This is a genomic window from Streptomyces sp. CA-278952 (genome assembly GCF_028747205.1).
GTDB lineage: Bacteria > Actinomycetota > Actinomycetes > Streptomycetales > Streptomycetaceae > Streptomyces.
Window position 1 is genome coordinate 4,059,969 of the sequence record NZ_CP112880.1, and the last position, 19,394, is coordinate 4,079,362.

Here is a 19,394-nt window from a genome sequence, read left to right on the forward strand (position 1 = left end):
CCGGAGGGTTGCAGCGACCTCAGCGACCTGAGTGATCCCAGCCGCCTCGGCGACCTCAGCGGTCGAAGTCCAACTCCACCTCCGGGGTGAGCGGATGCGACTGACAGGCCAGTACGAAGCCCGCCCCGGTCTCCTCCGGTTCCAGCGCGAAGTTGCGGTCCATCCGGACCTCGCCCGAGACGAGGAACGCCCGGCAGGTCCCGCACACCCCTCCCTTGCAGGCGTACGGAGCGTCCGAGCGGCTTCGCAGCACCGTCTCCAGCAGGGATTCGGTGTCCTGCACGGGCCAGCTGCCCGAGCGGCCGTGGAGGGTGGCCGTCAGCACGGCGTCGGACGGGGCGGCGACCTTGACCACCGTCACGTCGGTGGGGCCCTCGTCGACGTGGAAAATCTCCTGGTGGATCCGGGAGCGGTCGACGCCGAGGTTTTTCAGGGCTTTCTCCGTGGCCCGTACGAGGCCGAGCGGCCCGCACAGGAACCAGCCGTCCACCTCCGCCACCGGAACCACGGCGGGCAGCAGGCCGGTGAGCCGTTCGGCGTCCAGCCGTCCGGAGGGGAGTCCGGCCGACTGCTCCTCCCGGGAGAGCGCGGTGACCAGCTGGAAGCGGGCCGGATAACGATCCTTGAGATCGGCCACCTCGTCGAGGAACATCGTCGAGGCCGCTGTGCGGTCGCTGCGGATCAGGCAGAACCGGGCCGTCGGTTCCCGGTCGAGCAGGGTGGCCGCCATGGACAGCACCGGGGTGATGCCGCTGCCGCCGACCACCGCCGCGAACAGCCCGGGACGCGGCTTCAGGACGAAGCGGCCCATCGGAGGCATGGCCTCCACCCGGTCCCCGACGGCCAGTTCCTTCAGGGCGTACGTGGAGAACGCCCCGCCGTCGACCATGCGGATGCCCACCCGCAGGACCGGTTCGCCGGGCTGTTCGGTGGCCGGTGCGCAGATCGAGTACGAACGGCGGATCTCCTGGCCGTCCACGGTGTAGCGCACGTTCAGATGCTGGCCGGGAGTGTGGCGGAAGGTCTCGCGCAGCTCGGCCGGCACGGCGAGCGTCACGGCCACCGCGTCGTCCGTGATCCGTTCGATCGCGCTGACCCGGAGCGGATGGAACATCTACAACTCCTTGAAGTGGTCGAACGGTTCACGGCAGGCGACGCAGCGGCGCAGGGCCTTGCACGCCGTGGAGGAGAACCGGCTGAGCAGTTCCGTGTCCGTGGAACCGCAGTGCGGGCAGCGCACCGAGAGCGTCAGCGGCACGGGGCCGCCGGCGGGGCCCTGGGCGCGCGGCGGGGCGATGCCGAACTCGGCCAGCTTGCGGCGTCCTTCGGCGCTGATGTCGTCCGTCGACCAGGCCGGCGCCAGGACGGTGACCACGGAGACGTCCGGTACGCCGTGGTCGTGCAGCACCCGCGCGATGTCGGCGGACATCGCCTCGATCGCCGGGCAGCCGGTGTAGGTCGGAGTGAGCTGTACGGTCACCCGGCCCGCCCCGTCCAGACGTACGTCCCGCAGGACGCCGAGCTCAGCCAGGGTCAGCACCGGCAGTTCGGGGTCGGGCACGGAGCCGGCGAGGTCACGCAGCTCCGCCTCCAGCTGGGTGTCGGTCACCATGACGCCCCCGGATGGCTGCGGTGCAGATGCTGCATCTCGGCGATCATGCGGCCGAACGGCTCGGTGTGCAGGCCCTGCCGGCCCGCTCCGGCCGCCCAGCCCCCGGACCGCCGGCCCGCCGGAAGGTCCAGACCGGCCCGCTCGACGACATCGGTGACGGCGGCGAGCCAACCGGCCTCCAGAGCCTGCCAGTCGACACCGGAGTCCGGGGAGTCGAGCCCTTCGACCGGCTGGAACATCTCCCCGGTGAACCGCCACAGCGCGTCCAGGCCGCTCCGCATCCGGACGCGGCTCTCCTCGGTGCCGTCGCCGAGTCTCAGGACCCACTGCTCGGCATGGTCGCGGTGGTAGGCCACCTCCTTGACGGCCTTGGCGGCGAGGCCGGTGAACTCGCTGTTGCCGGCTGCCAGTCGCTCGTACAGCAGGTGTTGGTAGACGGAGAAGTAGAGCTGCCGGGCGATGGTGTGCGCGAAGTCCCCGTTCGGCTGCTCGACCAGCTGGAGGTTGCGGAAGGCCCGCTCCTCGCGGAGGTACGCGAGCTCGTCCTCGTCGCCGACGAGCGAGAGCAGCACCCGGGCCTGGCCCAGCAGGTCGAGGGCGATGTTGGCGAGGGCCACCTCCTCCTCCAGGACGGGGGCGTGGCCGGCCCACTCCCCCAGCCGGTGCGAGAGCACCAGCGCGTCGTCGCCGAGGGCGAGGGCGGCGCTCACAGGTGCTTCACCCCGTCCGGGATCTCGTAGAAGGTCGGGTGGCGGTAGGGCTTGTCGCCGGCCGGCTCGAAGAAGGAGTCCTTCTCGTCGGGGGAGGAGGCGGTGATCCCGGTGGACGGGACCACCCAGATCGAGACGCCTTCCGAGCGGCGGGTGTAAAGGTCGCGGGCGCTGCGCAGGGCCATCTCGGCGTCCGGCGCGTGCAGGCTGCCCGCATGGGTGTGGGACAGTCCGCGGCGCGAGCGCACGAAGACCTCCCACAGAGGCCAGTCGGTCGAGCTGCTCATGCCGTCTCCTCCATGTGGTGCGCGGGCGCGCTGTGCTGTGCCGGTGTCCGGGGCGATGACCGCGCCGGGGCGTGCTTGGCGGCGTACGCCGCTGCCGCGTCCCGGACCCAGGCGCCCTCCTCGTGGGCCCTGCGCCGCTGGGTGATCCGCTGTTCGTTGCAGGGGCCGTTGCCCTTGAGGACCGCGTGGAACTCGGCCCAGTCGATCGCGCCGAACTCGTGCCGGCCGAGCTCGTCGTTCCACCGGATGTCGGGGTCGGGGAGCTCCAGGCCCAGCGCTTCGGCCTGGGGAACGCAGATGTCCACGAAGCGCCGGCGCAGCTCGTCGTTGGAGTGCCGCTTGATCTTCCAGGCCATGGACTGCTCGGAGTGCGACGAGGCGTCGTCGGGCGGGCCGAACATCATCAAGGAGGGCCACCACCAGCGATTCACCGCGTCCTGGGCCATGGCGTGCTGGGCCTCGGTGCCGCGGCTGAGGGCGAGGAGCAGCTCGTACCCCTGGCGCTGGTGGAAGGACTCCTCCTTGCAGATGCGGACCATCGCGCGGGCGTAGGGGCCGTAGGAGCAGCGGCAGAGCGGCACCTGGTTGGTGATCGCCGCCCCGTCCACCAGCCAGCCGATGGCCCCGACGTCGGCCCAGGTCAGCGTGGGGTAGTTGAAGATCGACGAATAGCGCTGTCGGCCCGCGTGGAGCTTGTCGAGCAGCTCCTCGCGGCCGGTGCCCAGGGTCTCGGCGGCGCTGTAGAGATACAGGCCGTGGCCCGCCTCGTCCTGCACTTTGGCCATGAGGATCGCCTTGCGGCGCAGCGAGGGCGCCCGGGTGATCCAGTTGGCCTCGGGCTGCATGCCGATGATCTCCGAGTGGGCGTGCTGGGCCATCTGGCGCACCAGCGTCGCCCGGTAGGCGTCGGGCATCCAGTCGCGCGGCTCGATCCGCTCGTCCGCTGCCACGGCCGCGTCGAAAGCCGCGATGCGGTCCGCGTCCACCGCATCCTCCGCGCCGATCGTCTTCTGCGTCCTCTGGTCCGCAGTCACTGCCGCCATCCCGGGCTCCCTACCGACCGATCGTTCGGTTCCTTGACTTCAATGGTGAGTCGGAGGCCCGTAGGGTGTCAACCCTGTGGATAACTGAGTGGTGATCGACGGTGATCGGGGCGGGATGGATTCGGACCACGACAGGAGCTCTGCGGGCGGGGGGAAGGACGTCTGGCCGCAGGCGTTGAACCGGCCGGCGGAAGCGCAGGACGCCCTCGAAGCCATACCGCCGTCGCCCCCGCCGACCCCACCTTCGCCTTCGGCGCCGGTCCCGGGTCCTGTGCCCGTACCTGTGCAGGGTCCTTCGGCCACCGGCCGGGGCATAGCCGGGCTCTCCGCTCCCTACCAGGTGGTCGCCGCTCTGGCGCTGTCCCTGATCGGGCTGCTCGCCTGCACGCAGGTGGCCATGGTGTTCCTGCACGTCGCCCCGTCCAACACGCTGTCCAAGCAGCACGGGAAGACGATCGACCAATGGATCTACCCGGAGTTCGAGCAGAACTGGAAGCTTTTCGCTCCCAACCCGCTCCAGCAGAACGTCGCCGTCCACGTGCGGGCCGAAGTGGTGGGGGCCGACGGCCGCCGTACGACCAGGTGGATGAACCTGACGTACGAGGACGGCGAGCAGATACGGGGCAACTTCTTCCCCAGCCACGTGGACCAGAACGAGCTCCGCCGGGGCTGGGACTTCTACGTCAATTCCCATGACGGCGAGAACCGCCCCAACGGTCTGCGCGGGGACCTCTCCGAGCGCTACGTGCGGCGCATCACGATGCTGCGGCTGAGCGAGCGCGACTACGGCGGCGCGATCGAGCGCATCCAGCTCCGCTCCGCCACCAGCTCCATCGCCCCGCCCCCGTGGAGCAACGAGAAGATCAGCACCCGGCCGGTCTACCGCGTACTCCCCTGGTGGACCGTGACGCCGGACGATCTTCCCGAGCGTGCCGCGGACCAGGACCGGGACGAGGCGCGCGGTGTGGAGGAGAACCAGTGACCATCCCCTCGCCCTCCGGCCCACAGAACACCGGCCCGCGGAACTCCATCTCCCAGAACACCATCTCCCAGAACACCGGCCCTCAGAACACCGGCCCTCAGAACGTGGGCATGCAGCCTCCGGCTCCCCGCCCGGCCGTGCCCCCGTCCGGCGGCTTCGGCGGCTCCGGCGGTCCCGGCGGTGGCCCGGCCCGTGCCCTCCAGCGCGTCACCGCCTCGGCCCTCGGCCCGTACCAGAGCGCCGTCGTCCGGATCGGCTTCGCCGCCACCTACCTCTTCTTCCTGCTGCGCGAGCTGCCGAACCGCCATGAGCTGTACGGCCCGGACAGTCCGTGGCACTGGGACCTGGCCCGCCAGCTCACCAAGGGCAACGAGGCCTTCTCCGTCCTGATGTGGACAGACAACACGGTCTGGTTCGAGGCCGTGTACGCCCTCACGCTGCTGTCCGCTGCGGCCCTGCTGCTCGGGTGGCGGACGCGGACCATGTCCGTCCTCTTCATGGTCGGCGTGCTCTCCGTGCAGAACCGCAGCATCTTCATGGGCGACGGCGGCGACAACGTCGTCCACCTCATGGCGATCTACCTGGTGCTGACGCGCTGCGCCCAGGTCTGGTCGCTGGACGCGCGGCGTGCGGCGCGCGACGCGCAGCGTGCCGCGGCGGGCTTGCCGCCCCCGCGGGACATCGTGGGCCCGGTGCTCTGGGTGCTCCTCGGCCACGTCCTCGTGGCGGCCACGTTCATGGGCGGACTCGGCGGCACCTGGTGGTTCCCCACCCTGCTGTGGACGATCTGGCTCTCCGCAGCCGCGTGGTGGGTCGTGAACCGCTACCTGCCGCACGGCGAGCCCCGCACCCTGCTCGATGTGCTGGCCAACCTCGCGCACAACGCCACGCTCGCCGTGATCATGGCCGAGGTCTGCCTGATCTACGCGACTGCCGGCTGGTACAAGATCCAGGGATCGCGCTGGCAGGACGGCACCGCGCTCTACTACCCGCTGAACCTCGACTACTTCACCCCGTGGCCCGCCCTGTCGGACGTCCTGGGCGCCAGCGGGCTGATGGTGATGGTGCTGACGTACGGCACGGTCATCGTGCAGGTCGCCTTTCCGTTCACGCTGTTCAACCGGCGGGTCAAGAACGTCCTGCTGGTCGTGATGATCTGCGAGCACGCGGGGATCGCCCTGCTCCTGGGGCTGCCGTTCTTCTCCATGGCGATGATCGCGGCCGACGCCGTGTTCCTGCCCACGGCCTTCCTCATGTGGCTGGGAGCCCGCGCCACGATCGGCAGACGGCGGCTGCTCTCCGGGCTGCCCGGCCGGTCGCGCACACCGGGGGAGCCCGGGGAGCCCGGCGCCGCGTGCGGGCCCGCCGACCCACCCGAGGAGGCCGGGCCGGTGAAGGACGGCGGGGGCGGTACGGAGGAGCCCCGGCGCCAGGGTGGCGGCGGGGGCCATACGCTCGTCGGGTGAGCAGCGAGACCGGCAGAACCCATGAGACCCCGACATCGGCGGAACTCCGCCCTGCGGAACCCCGCCCGGCGGAAGGCTCCCCGGCGGGGCCTCTTCAGGAGGAACCCCTCCAGTACGACGACGGCTACGGCCAGCCGGTCGGTGTCGGGCCGCACCCGCTGCCCTGGCCCGAGGGCGAGCGCTACGACCCCGAGCTGCTGGCCCAGGGCGACCGGCGCAACGTCGGTGACGCGTACCGCTACTGGACGCGGGAGGCGATCGTCGCCGATCTCGATCTGCGGCGGCACGGCTTCCACGTCGCCGTGGAGAACTGGGGCCACGACTTCAACATCGGCTCGGTGGTGCGGACCGCCAACGCCTTCCTGGCCAAGGAGATCCACATCGTGGGCCGGCGGCGCTGGAACCGGCGCGGGGCCATGGTCACCGACCGCTACCAGCATGTGCGCCACCACCCCGACACGGCGGACCTGACCGCGTGGGCGGCGGCCGAGGGGCTGCCGATCATCGGGATCGACAACCTCCCCGGCGCCGTACCGCTGGAGCGCACCGAGCTGCCGCGCCGCTGCGTCCTGCTCTTCGGCCAGGAGGGGCCGGGCCTGACCGAGGAAGCGCGTGAGTACGCCTCCATGGTGTGCTCGATCGCGCAATTCGGCTCGACCCGGTCCATCAACGCCGGCGCTGCCGCGGCCATCGCGATGCACGCGTGGGTGCAGCGCCACGCCGATGTCCCGGACCCGCGAGAGACCCTCTGATCACGCCTGGCGGCGCACCTCCACCACGCGGAAGCGGTTGGCGACGAAGGCTCCGTCGCAGAGCGCCGCGTTCGCGGCGGGGTTGCCCCCGGAGCCGTGGAAGTCGGAGAAGGCCGCGGTCTGGTTGACGTAGACCCCACCGGTCAGGTTCAGCGAGAGCTGGGCGGACTCGTCCAGGCAGACCTCCTCGACGGCACGCTCCACCTCGGGGGACGTGGTGTAGGCGCCGACCGTCATCGCCCCCTTGTCGCGGATCGTCCGGCGGAGCAGCTCCACGGCGGCGGACGTCGAGTCGACGGCGACGGCGAAGGACACCGGCCCGAAGCACTCCGAGAGGTAGGCCGCGCCGTCGTCGGTCTTGGTGCCGTCGAGCTTCACGAGCACCGGCGTGCGGACGACCGCGTCGGGGAACTCGGCGTTCGCGACCGTACGCGAGGGAAGGGCCACCTCGCCCAGCTCACCGGCCGCCTCCACCCGGGCCCTGACGTCCGGGTTGACCAGCGCGCCGAGCAGGGCGGACGCGCGGGCGTCGTCGCCGAGCAGTCCGGTGACGGCGGCCGCGATGTCGGCGACCACGTCGTCGTAGGACTTGGCGCCGTCGTCGGTGGCGATGCCGTCCCGGGGAATCAGCAGGTTCTGCGGGGCGGTGCACATCTGACCGCTGTACAGCGAGAGCGAGAACGCCAGGTTGGCGAGCATGCCCCGGTAGTCGTCGGTGGAGTCGAGCACGATCGTGTTGACGCCGGCCTTCTCCGTGTAGACCTGGGCCTGGCGGGCGTTCTCCTCCAGCCAGTCGCCGAAGGCGGTGGAGCCGGTGTAGTCGATGATCCGGATCTCGGAGCGGACCGCGAGGGTCTTGGCGATGCCCTCGCCGGGCCGCTCGGCGGCCAGCGCGACCAGATTCGGGTCGAAGCCCGCCTCGGTCAGCACCTCGCGGGCGATGGACACCGTGAGGGCCAGCGGAAGCACGGCGCGCGGGTGCGGCTTGACCAGCACCGGGTTGCCGGTGGCGAGGGAGGCGAAGAGGCCGGGATAGCCGTTCCACGTGGGGAAGGTGTTGCAGCCGATGACCAGCGCGATGCCGCGGCCGGACGTGATGAACGACTTGTGCAGCTTCAGCGGATCGCGCTTGCCCTGTGGCTTGGACCAGTCGGCGGTCTCCGGGGTGCGGACCTGCTCCCGGTAGGCGTACGCGACGGCCTCCAGGCCGCGGTCCTGGGCGTGCGGGCCGCCCGCCTGGAACGCCATCATGAAGGCCTGGCCGCTCGTGTGCATCACGGCGTGGGCCAGCTCGTGGGTGCGGGCGCTGATCCGGGAAAGGATCTCCAGACAGACCAGGGCCCGGATCTCCGGTCCCGCCGCCCGCCAGGCACCCGTGCCGGCCTTCATCGCCGGAAGCAGGACGTCCAGGTCGGCGTGCGGATACTCGACGCCGAGCTCCGGCCCGTACGGAGAGACCTCGCCGCCGGTCCAGCCGTCCGTGCCCGGCTGCCCCAGGTCGAGACGGGTGTTCAGGACGGCGTCGAAGGCGGCCTTGCCCTCGGCCGCGCCGAGACTGCCCGCGGCGCCGCCCTCCCCGTAGGCCTTCGGGTGCTCGGGGTGCGGCGACCAGTACGCGCGGGTACTGATCGCGTCGAGGGCCTGGTCGAGCGTGGGCCGGTGGGTCTCGGACAGCTGCTGGGGGGTGAGCGCGGCGGCCATGGCGGACCAACTCCTCATCGAGCCGGGCGGGGAGGTACGGACGGAGTTAGAGTAACCGAACGATCGGTCGGGACAAGGGGCCCCGGGGAACCTGTGGACAACTTCGACGCTCCCCGCCTGTGCGGGGCTGATACCTCATGGGGGAGGATCGCGGACATGACCACGGCCAAGCGGGACACGTACACACCGGAGACCCTGCTCACCGTCGCCGTCCGTGTCTTCAACGAGCGCGGCTACGACGGCACCTCCATGGAGCACCTCTCCCGGGCGGCGGGCATCTCGAAATCCTCCATCTACCACCATGTGGCGGGCAAGGAGGAGCTGCTGCGCCGGGCCGTGAGCCGGGCGCTCGACGGGCTCTTCGACATCCTCGACGAGCCGGGGGCGCAGCGCGGGCGCGCGGTCGAGCGGGTCGAGTACGTCACGCGCCGGACGGTCGACCTGCTGATGGCCGAGGTCCCCTACGTCACCCTGCTGCTGCGCGTGCGCGGCAACACGAAGACGGAGCGCTGGGCGCTGGAGCGGCGTCGCGAGTTCGACCAGCGGGTGTCGGAGCTGCTCCAGGCGGCGGTCGCCGAGGGCGACCTCCGGGCGGACGTGGACATACGGCTGGCGACCCGGCTGCTGTTCGGCATGGTCAACTCGCTGGTCGAGTGGTACCGGCCGCAGCCGGGCGGTTTCCCGGGGGAGGAGCAGCTCGCGGACACCATCGTCCAGCTGGCCTTCGAGGGGCTGCGGGCGAACGGCAGCTGAGCCCGCCCGTCGCGGTCAGGCGAGCTCGGCCGGCCGGTCCGGGCGCGGACCGAGGTCCGTCTCCTCGAACACCAGCAGGGTGCGCGTCGAGAGCACCTCGGGTATGGACTGGATCCGGGTGAGGACCAGCTCCCGCAGCGCCCGGTTGTCCGGCGTGTGCACCAGGAGCAGTACGTCGAAGTCGCCGCTGACCAGGGCGATGTGCGTGGCCCCCGGCAGCGCCTGAAGCTGCTCGCGCACGGTGCGCCAGGAGTTCTGCACGATCTTGAGCGTGATGTACGCGGACGCCCCCTGGCCCGCCCGCTCGTGGTCGACCCGCGCGCCGAAACCGCGGATCACGCCGTCCTCGACGAGCCGGTTGATCCGGGCGTAGGCGTTGGCGCGCGAGACGTGGACCCGCTCGGCCACGGAACGTATCGACGCGCGCCCGTCCGTCTGGAGGATGCGCAGGATGTCGCGGTCGATGGCGTCCAGCGGCCGCGCGGGCGGAACCGGGGGCTCCCCCGCCGGGCCGGCAGGTGCGGTCGTCGGGACGGCCGCGGATGCGGCCTGCGGTACGACGGCGGGCGCGGTCCGGCGCGGCTCCTCGCCCCTGTCGGCCATTTGTTCAGCTGCCATCTGCCCGCGCCTCCCTGTTGTGGACGACCTGTACCTATCCCAGGCTGTGGAGAACCGTTTGTCCACAGGCTGGCGGTGCCTGTAGCCAAAATGCCCCCACGACCGAACAATCGGTAGGTGAGGCACACCACATCTGCGCCTCGCCCAACGCTTGATGTCTCGCTCCCTGTCGACCCACGATCGACCACCCCCGATCTCCCTCGATGCCAGGAGGTGCTTCTCATGACGGTCCAAGAGCTGCCCGGCGCGGCCGCCTACCGGCCCACGCCGCCCCCGGCCTGGAAGCCGATCACCGACCCCGCCCCGCTGCTCCCGGACCCGGAGCCTCACCGGGTGCTCGGTACGGACGCGGTCGCCGACGTCGATCCCGGGCTGTTGCTCCGGCTCCACGCCGAGCTGGTCCGCGGGCGCCGCTACAACGCCCAGGCCACCGCGCTGACGAAGCAGGGCCGGCTGGCGGTCTACCCGTCGAGCACCGGCCAGGAGGCGTGCGAGATCGCCGCGGCCCTGGTTCTGGAGGAGCGGGACTGGCTCTTCCCCAGCTACCGCGACACGCTGGCCGCTGTCGCGCGCGGCCTGGACCCGGTCGAGGCGCTGACCCTGCTGCGGGGCGACCGGCACACCGGCTACGACCCGCGCGAGCACCGCATCGCTCCGCTGTGCACCCCCCTGGCCACCCAGCTCCCGCACGCCGTGGGGCTGGCGCACGCCGCCCGGCTCAAGGGCGACGACGTGGTGGCGCTCGCCATGGTCGGCGACGGCGGCACCAGCGAGGGCGACTTCCACGAGGCGCTGAATTTCGCGGCCGTCTGGAAGGCCCCGGTGGTCTTCTTCGTCCAGAACAACGGCTTCGCGATCTCCGTTCCGCTGGCCAAGCAGACCGCCGCCCCCTCCCTCGCCCACAAGGCCGTCGGATACGGGATGCCGGGCCGCCTCGTCGACGGCAACGACGCGGCCGCGGTGCACCAGGTCCTCGGCGAGGCCGTGGCACGGGCCCGGCGCGGCGAGGGGCCGACCCTGGTCGAGGCGGTCACCTACCGCATGGAAGCCCACACGAACGCCGACGACGCCACCCGCTACCGGGTCGACAGCGAGGTCGAGGCATGGAAGGCGCACGACCCGGTGCGGCTGCTGGAGCGTGAGCTGACGGAGCGCGGGCTGCTGGACGACGAGGGCATCGCGCAGGCGAAGGAGGCCGCGGAGCGCATGGCCGCCGCCCTGCGCGACCGGATGAACGCGGATCCGGAGCTGGTCCCGATGGACCTGTTCACCCATGTCTACGCCGAGCAGACCAGCCAGCTCCGGGAGCAGGCGGCCGCCCTGCGTGCCGAGCTGGACGCCGAGCAGGACCATGACGAGCACGACGCGGAGGCGGGACGATGACGACCGCGGCAGTGACGGCCGACGGACGTCGGACGAAGGCGAAACCGGCCACGATGGCGCAGGCCCTCGGGCGCGCGCTCCGCGACTCGATGGCAGAGGACCCCACCGTCCATGTGCTCGGTGAGGACGTGGGCACGCTCGGCGGGGTCTTCCGGATCACCGACGGGCTGGCGAAGGAGTTCGGCGACGACCGCTGCACGGACACCCCGCTGGCCGAGGCGGGCATCCTCGGCGCGGCCGTCGGCATGGCGATGTACGGGCTGCGGCCCGTGGTGGAGATGCAGTTCGACGCGTTCGCCTACCCGGCGTTCGAGCAGCTGATGAGCCATGTCGCGAAGATGCGCAACCGCACCGGCGGGGCCATGCCGCTGCCCATCACCGTGCGGGTGCCGTACGGCGGCGGGATCGGCGGGGTCGAGCACCACAGCGACTCCTCCGAGGCGTACTACATGGCCACCCCCGGCCTGCACGTCGTCACCCCGGCCACGGTCGACGACGCGTACGGGCTGCTGAGGGAGTCGATCGCCTCGGACGACCCGGTGATCTTCCTGGAGCCCAAGCGGCTCTACTGGTCCAAGGCCGACTGGTCGCCCGAGGCTCCCGCCGCGGTCGAGCCGATCGGCAAGGCCGTGGTGCGCCGTCCCGGGCGCAGCGCCACACTGATCACGTACGGGCCCTCCCTGCCGGTCTGCATGGAGGCCGCCGAGGCGGCGCTCGCCGAGGGCTGGGACCTCGAAGTGGTGGACCTGCGCTCATTGGTGCCGTTCGACGACGAGACGGTGGCCGCTTCGGTGCGGCGCACCGGGCGCGCGGTCGTCGTCCATGAATCGCCCGGATTCGGTGGGCCCGGCGGTGAGATCGCCGCCCGGATCACCGAGCGGTGCTTCCACCATCTGGAGGCTCCGGTGCTGCGGGTGGCCGGGTTCGACATCCCCTACCCGCCGCCCATGCTGGAGCGGCACCATCTGCCGGGAGTGGACCGGGTGCTCGACGCGGTGGCCCGGTTGCAGTGGGAGGCGGACAGCTGATGGCCAAGGTGCTCGAGTTCAAGCTTCCGGACCTCGGTGAGGGACTGACCGAGGCGGAGATCGTCCGCTGGCTGGTGGAGGTCGGCGACGTCGTCGTCATCGACCAGCCCGTCGTCGAGGTCGAGACGGCCAAGGCCATGGTGGAGGTGCCCTGCCCCTACGGGGGCGTGGTGACCGCGCGGTTCGGGGAGGAGGGCACGGAACTTCCCGTCGGCGCACCGCTGCTGACGGTCGCCGTCGGAGCGCCGGAGGGGCTGGATCTCTCCGGGGCATCCCCGTCCTCCGCCGCATCCTCCGTCTCCGCCACGGAGACCTCGGGCGGCTCGGGGAACGTGCTCGTGGGGTACGGGACGGGCGCACCCGCCGCGCGGCGTCGGCGCATCAGGCCGGACCGACTCGACCGGACGGTCGCCCAGGCCCCGGGGCCCGACGCGCCGGCATGCGACGCTCCGGTGCCCGACGCACCCGCGCTCGCCCCGGCCGTGTCCGTCACCGCTCCCGCGACCGCTGCCGTCGAGACCGCTCCCGCGACCGCTGCCGCCGAGACCGCTCCCGCGGGTGGGGCTGTCGCCGTGGTGAACGGGCAGGGGCCCGTGCCGGTGGTCTCACCTCTGGTACGCCGGCTGGCCCGGCAGCACGACATCGATCTGCGGCGGCTGGCGGGCTCGGGTCCCGACGGGCTGATCCTGCGCGCCGACGTCGACGGCGCGATCCGGCAGGCGGAGGAGACCGCGGCGGTGACGGCACGTGTGGCCCAGGCACCGGCACCGGGCCAGACGCCAGCCCAGGCATCAGCCCAGAAGCCAGCCCAGGCACCTGCGGCTCCCGCTCCGCCGGCCGCCGAACGGATTCCGCTGCGCGGGGTGCGCGGAGCGGTCGCCGACAAGCTGTCGCGGAGCCGGACCGAGATCCCGGACGCCACCTGCTGGGTCGACGCCGACGCCACCGAGCTGATGGCGGCCAGGGCCGCGATGAACGCCGCCACGGGCCCGTCCGCCGGACCCAAGGTGTCGGTCCTGGCCCTGCTGGCGAGGATCTGCACGGCGGCACTGGCCCGTTTCCCCGAGCTCAACTCCACCGTGGACACGGAGGCCCGGGAGATCGTCCGGCTGCCCGGCGTGCACCTCGGGTTCGCGGCCCAGACCGAGCGGGGCCTCGTCGTTCCCGTCGTCCGGGACGGGCACACCCGCAACGTCGAGTCGATCGGGGCCGAGATCGCCCGGCTGACCGAGCTGGCGCGGACCGGGAAGCTGAGCCCGGCCCAGCTGACCGGAGGCACGTTCACGCTGAACAACTACGGGGTGTTCGGCGTCGACGGTTCGACGCCGATCATCAACCACCCGGAAGCGGCGATGCTCGGCGTCGGCCGGATCATGCCCAAGCCGTGGGTGCACCGGGGCGAACTGGCCGTACGTCAGGTCGTCCAGCTGTCCCTCACCTTCGACCACCGGGTGTGCGACGGCGGAACCGCCGGCGGCTTCCTCCGGTATGTGGCGGACTGCGTGGAGCAGCCGGCGGTGCTGCTGCGCACCCTGTAGCCGACCGGTCGGCTTCCCGCCGGACGCGCCCCTCAGGGACCGGACCTTCCGGCCACCCCGGCGGGGGCGTCGCTCAGGGCCGCCGCCCATACTCGACGTATGACCGCCTATGACGTGATCGTCCTTGCCGGCGGGGCCGCGAAGCGGCTCGGCGGCGCCGACAAGCCAGGAGTCAGGGTGGGCGGCCGGGCGCTGCTCGACCGGGTGCTCGCGGCGTGCGACGGCGCGGCGCTCACCGTCGTGGTGGGCGGTCGTCGCGCCACCGCCAGACCGGTGCTCTGGACCCGGGAAGTGCCCGAGGGCGGCGGGCCGTTGGCGGCGCTGGGGGCCGGGCTGCGGCTGACGACGGCGGAGCGCGTTCTCGTCCTCTCCGCCGACCTTCCGTTCCTCGGCGCGGGGACGGTCGACACGCTGCTCGCCGCGGCCGGACAACCCGGCCGGGAAGGGGCCCTGTGCACCGACCCCGACGGGCGTGACCAGCCGCTGGTGGCCGCCTACCGTGCCGAGCCGCTCCGCCGGGAGCTGGCCCTGCTCGCCACCGAGTACGGGGGCCTTGCCGGGCTGCCGCTCCGGCTTCTGACGGCGGAGCTCGATCTCGCCCGGGTCGACGCGGGCCCCGACGCCGCGTTCGACTGCGACACTTGGGACGACATCGCCGCCGCCAGAGCCCGGATCAGGGAGCATGGGGCTGTGCTGGACGAATGGATCACCTCGGTCAAGAACGAACTGGGAATCGAACTCGACGTCGACACCGGTGTCCTGCTCGACCTCGCCCGTGACGCCGCGCACGGAGTGGCCCGCCCCGCCGCACCGCTCACGACCTTCCTGGTCGGGTACGCGGCCGCCAGGGCGAGCGCAGGCGCGGGTCCCGACGAGGCCGCGGCAGCGGTCGCGGAGGCCGCTCGCAAGGCCACCGCCCTGGCTCTGCGCTGGGAAGCGGAAGTGAGCCCGGAGGCGAACGCGGAGGCCAACGCGGAGACGAAGCCCGACGCGGGGCGCGAAGGGACCGGGACACCATGACCGGCCCCGACCCGGTCGGCCCCGGTCGCTCCCGCCGCGACCCGGACGACCTCGCGCGTGCGGAGGCGGAGCGGGCCGTCGAGCAGGCGCTCGCCCTGGTCGGCGGGGCGCGATCCGGCCCGGGCCGGGACCACGACCGCCGAGGGGACGACGCCTCCGCGGGCGACCCGCGCGGTGACGCGAACGACGCCTCCACCGGCAGCCCCCACTCCACCCTGAACAGCGCCAACAGCGCCACCCCGGGCGGCGCCACTCCGACCGGTGCCCCGCCCCCGCACCCGTCGCCGCCCCCGCCCCCGCCCCTCTCCTGGGACCGGGCGCGGGCGGTCGCGGCGCGGGCCGGGCGGGCGGGTCCGCTCGCGATGATCCGGTTGCCGCTCGACCGAGCACTCGGGCACGTGCTGGCCGAGCCGCTCGGCGCGCTCACCGATCTGCCGTCCTTCGACACCTCGGCCATGGACGGCTGGGCGGTCGCGGGGCCGGGGCCCTGGGTGTTCGGGGCCGGGGCGGGGCTCCTCGCCGGACGTGGCCCCGGCACCGCGCTGCCCGACGGCACCGCCGTACGGATCGCCACCGGCGCCCGCGTCCCGCCCGACACCACGGCGGTCATCCGCAGCGAGCACGCGCACGCCGACGAGGCCAAGGGGCTGCTGCACGCCCGGCGGCCGGTGGCCGCCGGGCAGGACATCAGGCCCCGGGGCCAGGAGTGCCGCTCGGGCGAGCAGCTCGTCCCGGCCGGGACGGTCGTGACCCCGGCCGTGCTCGGTCTCGCCGCGGCCGCCGGGTACGACGCGCTGCCCGCCGTCCCCCGTACGCGCGTCGACATCCTCGTCCTCGGCGACGAACTGCTGGCCTCCGGCCTGCCGCACGACGGGCTCATCCGGGACGCCCTCGGCCCCATGCTCGGCCCTTGGCTACGGGCGCTGGGCGCCGAGGTCTCCGGGCCCCACCGTCTCGGCGACGACGCGGAAGCGCTGCGCGACGCCCTCACCGCCTCCGACGCCGACCTGATCGTCACCACCGGCGGCACCGCCTCCGGCCCGGTCGACCATGTGCATCGGGTCCTCGACGCCCTCGGGGCCGAACTCCTGGTGGACGGGGTCGCCGTCCGCCCCGGCCACCCCATGCTGCTGGCACGGCTGCCGGCTCCAACACAGCCGGAGCGACAGCCAGTGCGGCAGCCGGAGGGACCGCCGAACGGACAGCCGCAGGGGCAGTCGCAGGGGCAGTCGCAGGGCCCGCCGGACGGGCCCTATCTGGTCGGGCTGCCCGGCAACCCGCTCGCGGCCGTATCAGGCCTGCTGACGCTCGCGGAGCCGCTGCTCGCGGGGATCGCGGGCCGCCCCGCCCAGGACGCGTACCGGGCCCTCGTCCATGCCGAGGTACACGGACATCCGCACGACACCCGCCTCGTCCCCGTGGTCCACCGCGCGGGCCAGGCTGGGGGCCGGGACCATGTCGCGCCGCTGCGCTACAACGGCCCCGCGATGCTGCGGGGAATCGCCGCGGCGGACGGGCTGGCCGTGGTGGTGCCGGGCGGGGTACGGTCCGGCACCGAGGTGGAGATTCTGGATCTCCCATGGGCCCCGGCGACGCCGTGGACGGAAGGGTGTTTCACGTGAAACTTCCCGGCCACGATGCGATGGCCAGGCGAGCGGACGAACTGGTCGTGCCGACCCGGGTGATGCTGCCCCGCCGGGTCGTCGACGGCCCGGCCCGTCAGGTCGGCAAGCGCCTGCTGATGGCGCTGCTCGTACTGACCGCGACCGTGCTGATCGTCTGGCTCGACCGCGGCGGCTACAACGACAACGCCGACGGCAAGGTCGATCTGCTCGACGCGATCTACTACGCGACGGTCACCCTCTCCACCACCGGGTACGGCGACATCACGCCGTTCAGCGACGGGGCCAGGCTGATCAACGTGGTGCTCGTGACACCGCTGCGCGTGCTCTTCCTGATCATCCTGGTCGGTACCACTCTCGAAGTCCTCACGGAACGGACCCGCGAGGACTTCCGGCTGAAGCGTTGGAGATCCAACTTGCGTGACCACACCGTCGTCGTCGGCTTCGGTACGAAGGGCCGCTCGGCGATCCTGACTCTCTGCACCACCGGCCTGCGGAAGGACCAGATCGTCGTCGTCGACCCGGCCACCAAGGTGATCGAGGCCGCCAACGCCGAGGGCTTCACCGGCGTGCTCGGCGACGCCACCCGGAGCGATGTCCTGCTGCGCGCCGAGCTCCAGAAGGCGCGTCAGATCATCATCGCCACCCAGCGCGACGACACCGCCGTCCTGGTCGCCCTGACCGCACGACAGCTGAACCGTGGGGCGAAGATCGTGGCGGCGGTGCGCGAGGAGGAGAACGCTCCCCTGCTGCGGCAGTCCGGCGCCGACGCCGTGATCACCAGCGCCAGTGCTGCCGGGCGGCTGCTCGGCCTCTCCGTCCTCAGCCCCAGCGCGGGCACCGTGATGGAGGACCTGATCCAGCAGGGCAGCGGCCTCGACCTGGTGGAACGGCCGGTCATAAAGGCCGAGGTGGGCAAGAACGTACGGGAGACGGACGACCTCGTCGTCAGCGTCCTGCGCGGGCACCGGCTGCTCGGCTACGACGACCCGGCGGCCAGCCCGTTGCAGCTGACGGACCGGGTCATCACCATCGTGCGGAAGAGCCCCAGCTCCGTCTCCGCGCAGAACAACTCGATGCCGCCGCGTCCCTGAACGCACGCCGTGCCGGAGTAGCCTCGCGGCCATGTATGCGATCACGATTCCCGAACCCGGCGGCCCCGAGGCGCTCGTGTGGGCCGAGGTGCCCGATCCCGTACCCGGCGACGGCGAGGTCCTCGTCGAGGTCGTCGCCTCCGCCGTGAACCGCGCCGATGTGCTTCAGCGCCAGGGCTTCTACAACCCGCCGCCCGGCGCGTCCCCCTACCCCGGTCTGGAGTGCGCGGGCCGCATCCTCGCGCTCGGCCCCGGGGTGACCGGCTGGGCGGTCGGCGACGCCGTGTGCGCGCTACTGGCGGGCGGCGGCTACGCGGAGAAGGTAGCCGTGCCGGCGGGCCAGCTCCTCCCCGTACCGGAGGGCGTCGACCTGGTGGAGGCCGCGGCGCTCCCCGAGGTCACCGCGACGGTGTGGTCCAACGTCTTCATGGTGGCCCACCTCCGCCCCGGCGAGACCTTCCTGGTGCACGGCGGCTCCAGCGGCATCGGCACGATGGCGATCCAGCTGGCGAAGGCGGTCGGGGCCCGGGTCGCGGTCACGGCGGGCAGCCCGGAGAAGCTCGCCCGGTGTGCCGAGCTGGGGGCGGACATCCTCATCAACTACCGCGAGCAGGACTTCGTCGAGGAGCTGCGGGAGAACACTGCCGGGTCGGGGGCCGACGTCATCCTGGACCTCATCGGCGCCAAGTACCTGGACCGGAACGTCACGGCGCTCGCCGTCAACGGCCGCCTCGCGATCATCGGGCTCCAGGGCGGGGCCAAGGGCGAGCTGAATCTCGGCGCCCTGCTGACCAAACGGGCCGCCGTCACCGCGACCTCCCTGCGGGGCCGCCCGCTCCACGAGAAGGCAGCCATCATCGCCGCCGTACGCGAGCACGTGTGGCCGCTGATCGCGGACGGGGTGGTCCGGCCGGTGGTGGACCGGGCGCTGCCGATGGCGGACGCCGCCGAGGCGCACCGGGTGCTGGAGTCCAGCGCGCACATCGGGAAGGTGCTGCTGGTCGCGCCGTCGGCCGGCATCTGACCCGCAAACGGCCGCGCGAACGACGAGGGGTCCGCAAACGACCGCGCACACGACGAGGGGCCCGGCGCACACGATGTGTGCGCCGGGCCCCTCGCGGTCGGTCCTCGGACTTCAGGAGGCGGATACGGGGGATACAGGGGGGACGGGACAGGGGGCAGGGGGTTACAGATACGGGCCCGAACGGATCGGGCCGTGCGGGTCCGCGCCGCCTTCCTCGTCCTCGTGTCCCGTGCCGGGCGGCAGGGCGCGGCGCATCTGCTCCAGCTGGGCGCGGGCCGCCATCTGCTGCGCGAACAGCGCCGTCTGGATGCCGTGGAACAGGCCCTCCAGCCAGCCCACCAGCTGGGCCTGGGCGATCCGCAGCTCGGCCTCGGAGGGCACCGACTCCTCGGTGAACGGCAGGGAGAGCCGCTCCAGCTCCTCGACCAGCTCGGGCGCCAGGCCGTCCTCCAGCTCCTTCACGGAGCTGGCGTGGATCTCCTTGAGCCTTACCCGGCTCGCCTCGTCGAGAGGAGCCGCCCTGACCTCCTCCAGGAGCTGCTTGATCATGCTGCCGATGCGCATGACCTTCGCGGGCTGTTCCACCATTTCCGTCACCGGGACCTCGCGCGACTCGTCGTCACTGGCACCGCCGCCGATAGCCATTCCGTCCTGGCCCACGACAAGGACCTGCGGGTGCTCCTGCGACCGGTCATTCCTCGGCATTTCCATGCCGCCATTGTCTCGCACACGTGCCGTACCCCACGTTGGTGCCCCCGAAA

At 72.3% G+C, this 19,394-nt stretch carries 19 protein-coding genes; 11 read left to right on the forward strand and 8 right to left on the reverse strand.

Annotated elements, in window-relative coordinates; genetic code table 11:
• Positions 1-55 precede the first annotated feature (55 nt).
• From N7925_RS18185 to paaA, 5 genes are read right to left on the reverse strand one after another with little or no spacing between them, the layout of a single operon-like run.
• Entirely contained in the window at positions 56-1,114 is a 1,059-nt protein-coding gene (locus tag N7925_RS18185) for a 2Fe-2S iron-sulfur cluster-binding protein (RefSeq protein ID WP_265600606.1), read from the reverse strand.
• Positions 1,115-1,612, reverse strand: a complete 498-nt coding sequence (paaD, locus tag N7925_RS18190; protein ID WP_265600607.1) for a 1,2-phenylacetyl-CoA epoxidase subunit PaaD — start codon at positions 1,610-1,612, stop codon at positions 1,115-1,117.
• Positions 1,606-2,322 carry a 1,2-phenylacetyl-CoA epoxidase subunit PaaC gene (gene paaC / locus N7925_RS18195; protein ID WP_265600608.1) on the reverse strand — a complete coding sequence of 239 codons (717 nt, stop codon included), beginning with the start codon at positions 2,320-2,322 and terminating at the stop codon, positions 1,606-1,608. The genes paaD and paaC overlap by 7 nt, the downstream gene beginning before the upstream one ends.
• Positions 2,319-2,609: a 1,2-phenylacetyl-CoA epoxidase subunit PaaB gene (paaB, locus tag N7925_RS18200; RefSeq protein WP_274344465.1), complete on the reverse strand. Its 291-nt coding sequence runs from the start codon at positions 2,607-2,609 to the stop codon at positions 2,319-2,321. Before paaB ends, paaC begins: the two co-directional genes overlap by 4 nt.
• A complete protein-coding gene (gene paaA, locus N7925_RS18205; RefSeq protein ID WP_274344466.1) occupies positions 2,606-3,652 on the reverse strand; it encodes a 1,2-phenylacetyl-CoA epoxidase subunit PaaA in 1,047 nt (348 codons plus the stop codon). Before paaA ends, paaB begins: the two co-directional genes overlap by 4 nt.
• Before the next feature lie 115 nt (positions 3,653-3,767).
• Between paaA and N7925_RS18210 the strand changes: the two genes are divergently transcribed.
• The 3 genes from N7925_RS18210 to N7925_RS18220 are packed head-to-tail and all read left to right on the forward strand — an operon-like array spanning position 3,768 to position 6,852.
• Positions 3,768-4,634 carry a DUF5819 family protein gene (locus tag N7925_RS18210; protein WP_443032186.1) on the forward strand — a complete coding sequence of 289 codons (867 nt, stop codon included), beginning with the start codon at positions 3,768-3,770 and terminating at the stop codon, positions 4,632-4,634.
• Positions 4,631-6,100 carry an HTTM domain-containing protein gene (locus tag N7925_RS18215; protein ID WP_274344468.1) on the forward strand — a complete coding sequence of 490 codons (1,470 nt, stop codon included), beginning with the start codon at positions 4,631-4,633 and terminating at the stop codon, positions 6,098-6,100. The genes N7925_RS18210 and N7925_RS18215 overlap by 4 nt, the downstream gene beginning before the upstream one ends.
• A complete protein-coding gene (locus N7925_RS18220) occupies positions 6,097-6,852 on the forward strand; it encodes a TrmH family RNA methyltransferase (protein WP_274344469.1) in 756 nt (251 codons plus the stop codon). Before N7925_RS18215 ends, N7925_RS18220 begins: the two co-directional genes overlap by 4 nt.
• Here N7925_RS18220 and paaN read toward each other — a convergent pair whose 3' ends face one another.
• Positions 6,853-8,553 (reverse strand): phenylacetic acid degradation protein PaaN, encoded by a 1,701-nt coding sequence (gene paaN, locus N7925_RS18225; protein ID WP_274344470.1) that lies wholly within the window; start codon positions 8,551-8,553, stop codon positions 6,853-6,855. It lies immediately after the preceding gene.
• 156 nt (positions 8,554-8,709) lie between these two features.
• Between paaN and N7925_RS18230 the strand changes: the two genes are divergently transcribed.
• A complete protein-coding gene (locus tag N7925_RS18230; RefSeq protein WP_274344471.1) occupies positions 8,710-9,306 on the forward strand; it encodes a TetR/AcrR family transcriptional regulator in 597 nt (198 codons plus the stop codon).
• Positions 9,307-9,321: 15 nt separating this feature from the next.
• Here the strand turns inward: N7925_RS18230 and N7925_RS18235 are convergent, their stop codons facing one another.
• Positions 9,322-9,924 (reverse strand): Lrp/AsnC family transcriptional regulator, encoded by a 603-nt coding sequence (locus N7925_RS18235; protein ID WP_274344472.1) that lies wholly within the window; start codon positions 9,922-9,924, stop codon positions 9,322-9,324.
• Between the two features lie 222 nt (positions 9,925-10,146).
• On the opposite strand from N7925_RS18235, the gene pdhA reads away from it, so the two are divergent.
• From pdhA to N7925_RS18270, 7 genes are all read left to right on the forward strand, one after another.
• The gene (pdhA, locus tag N7925_RS18240; RefSeq protein ID WP_274344473.1) at positions 10,147-11,307 is read left to right on the forward strand and encodes a pyruvate dehydrogenase (acetyl-transferring) E1 component subunit alpha; all 1,161 of its coding nucleotides are present in this window, start codon (positions 10,147-10,149) and stop codon (positions 11,305-11,307) included.
• Positions 11,304-12,335, forward strand: coding sequence for an alpha-ketoacid dehydrogenase subunit beta (locus tag N7925_RS18245; protein WP_265600617.1), 1,032 nt, complete (start codon positions 11,304-11,306; stop codon positions 12,333-12,335). Before pdhA ends, N7925_RS18245 begins: the two co-directional genes overlap by 4 nt.
• Complete coding sequence (locus N7925_RS18250) at positions 12,335-13,873, forward strand: dihydrolipoamide acetyltransferase family protein (protein WP_274344474.1); 1,539 nt, start codon at positions 12,335-12,337, stop codon at positions 13,871-13,873. Before N7925_RS18245 ends, N7925_RS18250 begins: the two co-directional genes overlap by 1 nt.
• Before the next feature lie 99 nt (positions 13,874-13,972).
• The gene (locus N7925_RS18255) at positions 13,973-14,893 is read left to right on the forward strand and encodes a DUF6457 domain-containing protein (protein WP_274344475.1); all 921 of its coding nucleotides are present in this window, start codon (positions 13,973-13,975) and stop codon (positions 14,891-14,893) included.
• A complete protein-coding gene (locus tag N7925_RS18260; protein WP_274344476.1) occupies positions 14,890-16,515 on the forward strand; it encodes a molybdopterin molybdotransferase MoeA in 1,626 nt (541 codons plus the stop codon). The genes N7925_RS18255 and N7925_RS18260 overlap by 4 nt, the downstream gene beginning before the upstream one ends.
• Positions 16,473-17,609 carry a potassium channel family protein gene (locus N7925_RS18265; RefSeq protein WP_265600622.1) on the forward strand — a complete coding sequence of 379 codons (1,137 nt, stop codon included), beginning with the start codon at positions 16,473-16,475 and terminating at the stop codon, positions 17,607-17,609. Before N7925_RS18260 ends, N7925_RS18265 begins: the two co-directional genes overlap by 43 nt.
• A gap of 31 nt (positions 17,610-17,640) precedes the next feature.
• On the forward strand, positions 17,641-18,633 hold the full coding sequence (locus tag N7925_RS18270; RefSeq protein ID WP_274344477.1) for an NAD(P)H-quinone oxidoreductase: 993 nt from the start codon (positions 17,641-17,643) through the stop codon (positions 18,631-18,633).
• A gap of 162 nt (positions 18,634-18,795) precedes the next feature.
• Here N7925_RS18270 and N7925_RS18275 read toward each other — a convergent pair whose 3' ends face one another.
• The gene (locus N7925_RS18275; RefSeq protein ID WP_026290403.1) at positions 18,796-19,344 is read right to left on the reverse strand and encodes a bacterial proteasome activator family protein; all 549 of its coding nucleotides are present in this window, start codon (positions 19,342-19,344) and stop codon (positions 18,796-18,798) included.
• Positions 19,345-19,394 lie beyond the last annotated feature (50 nt).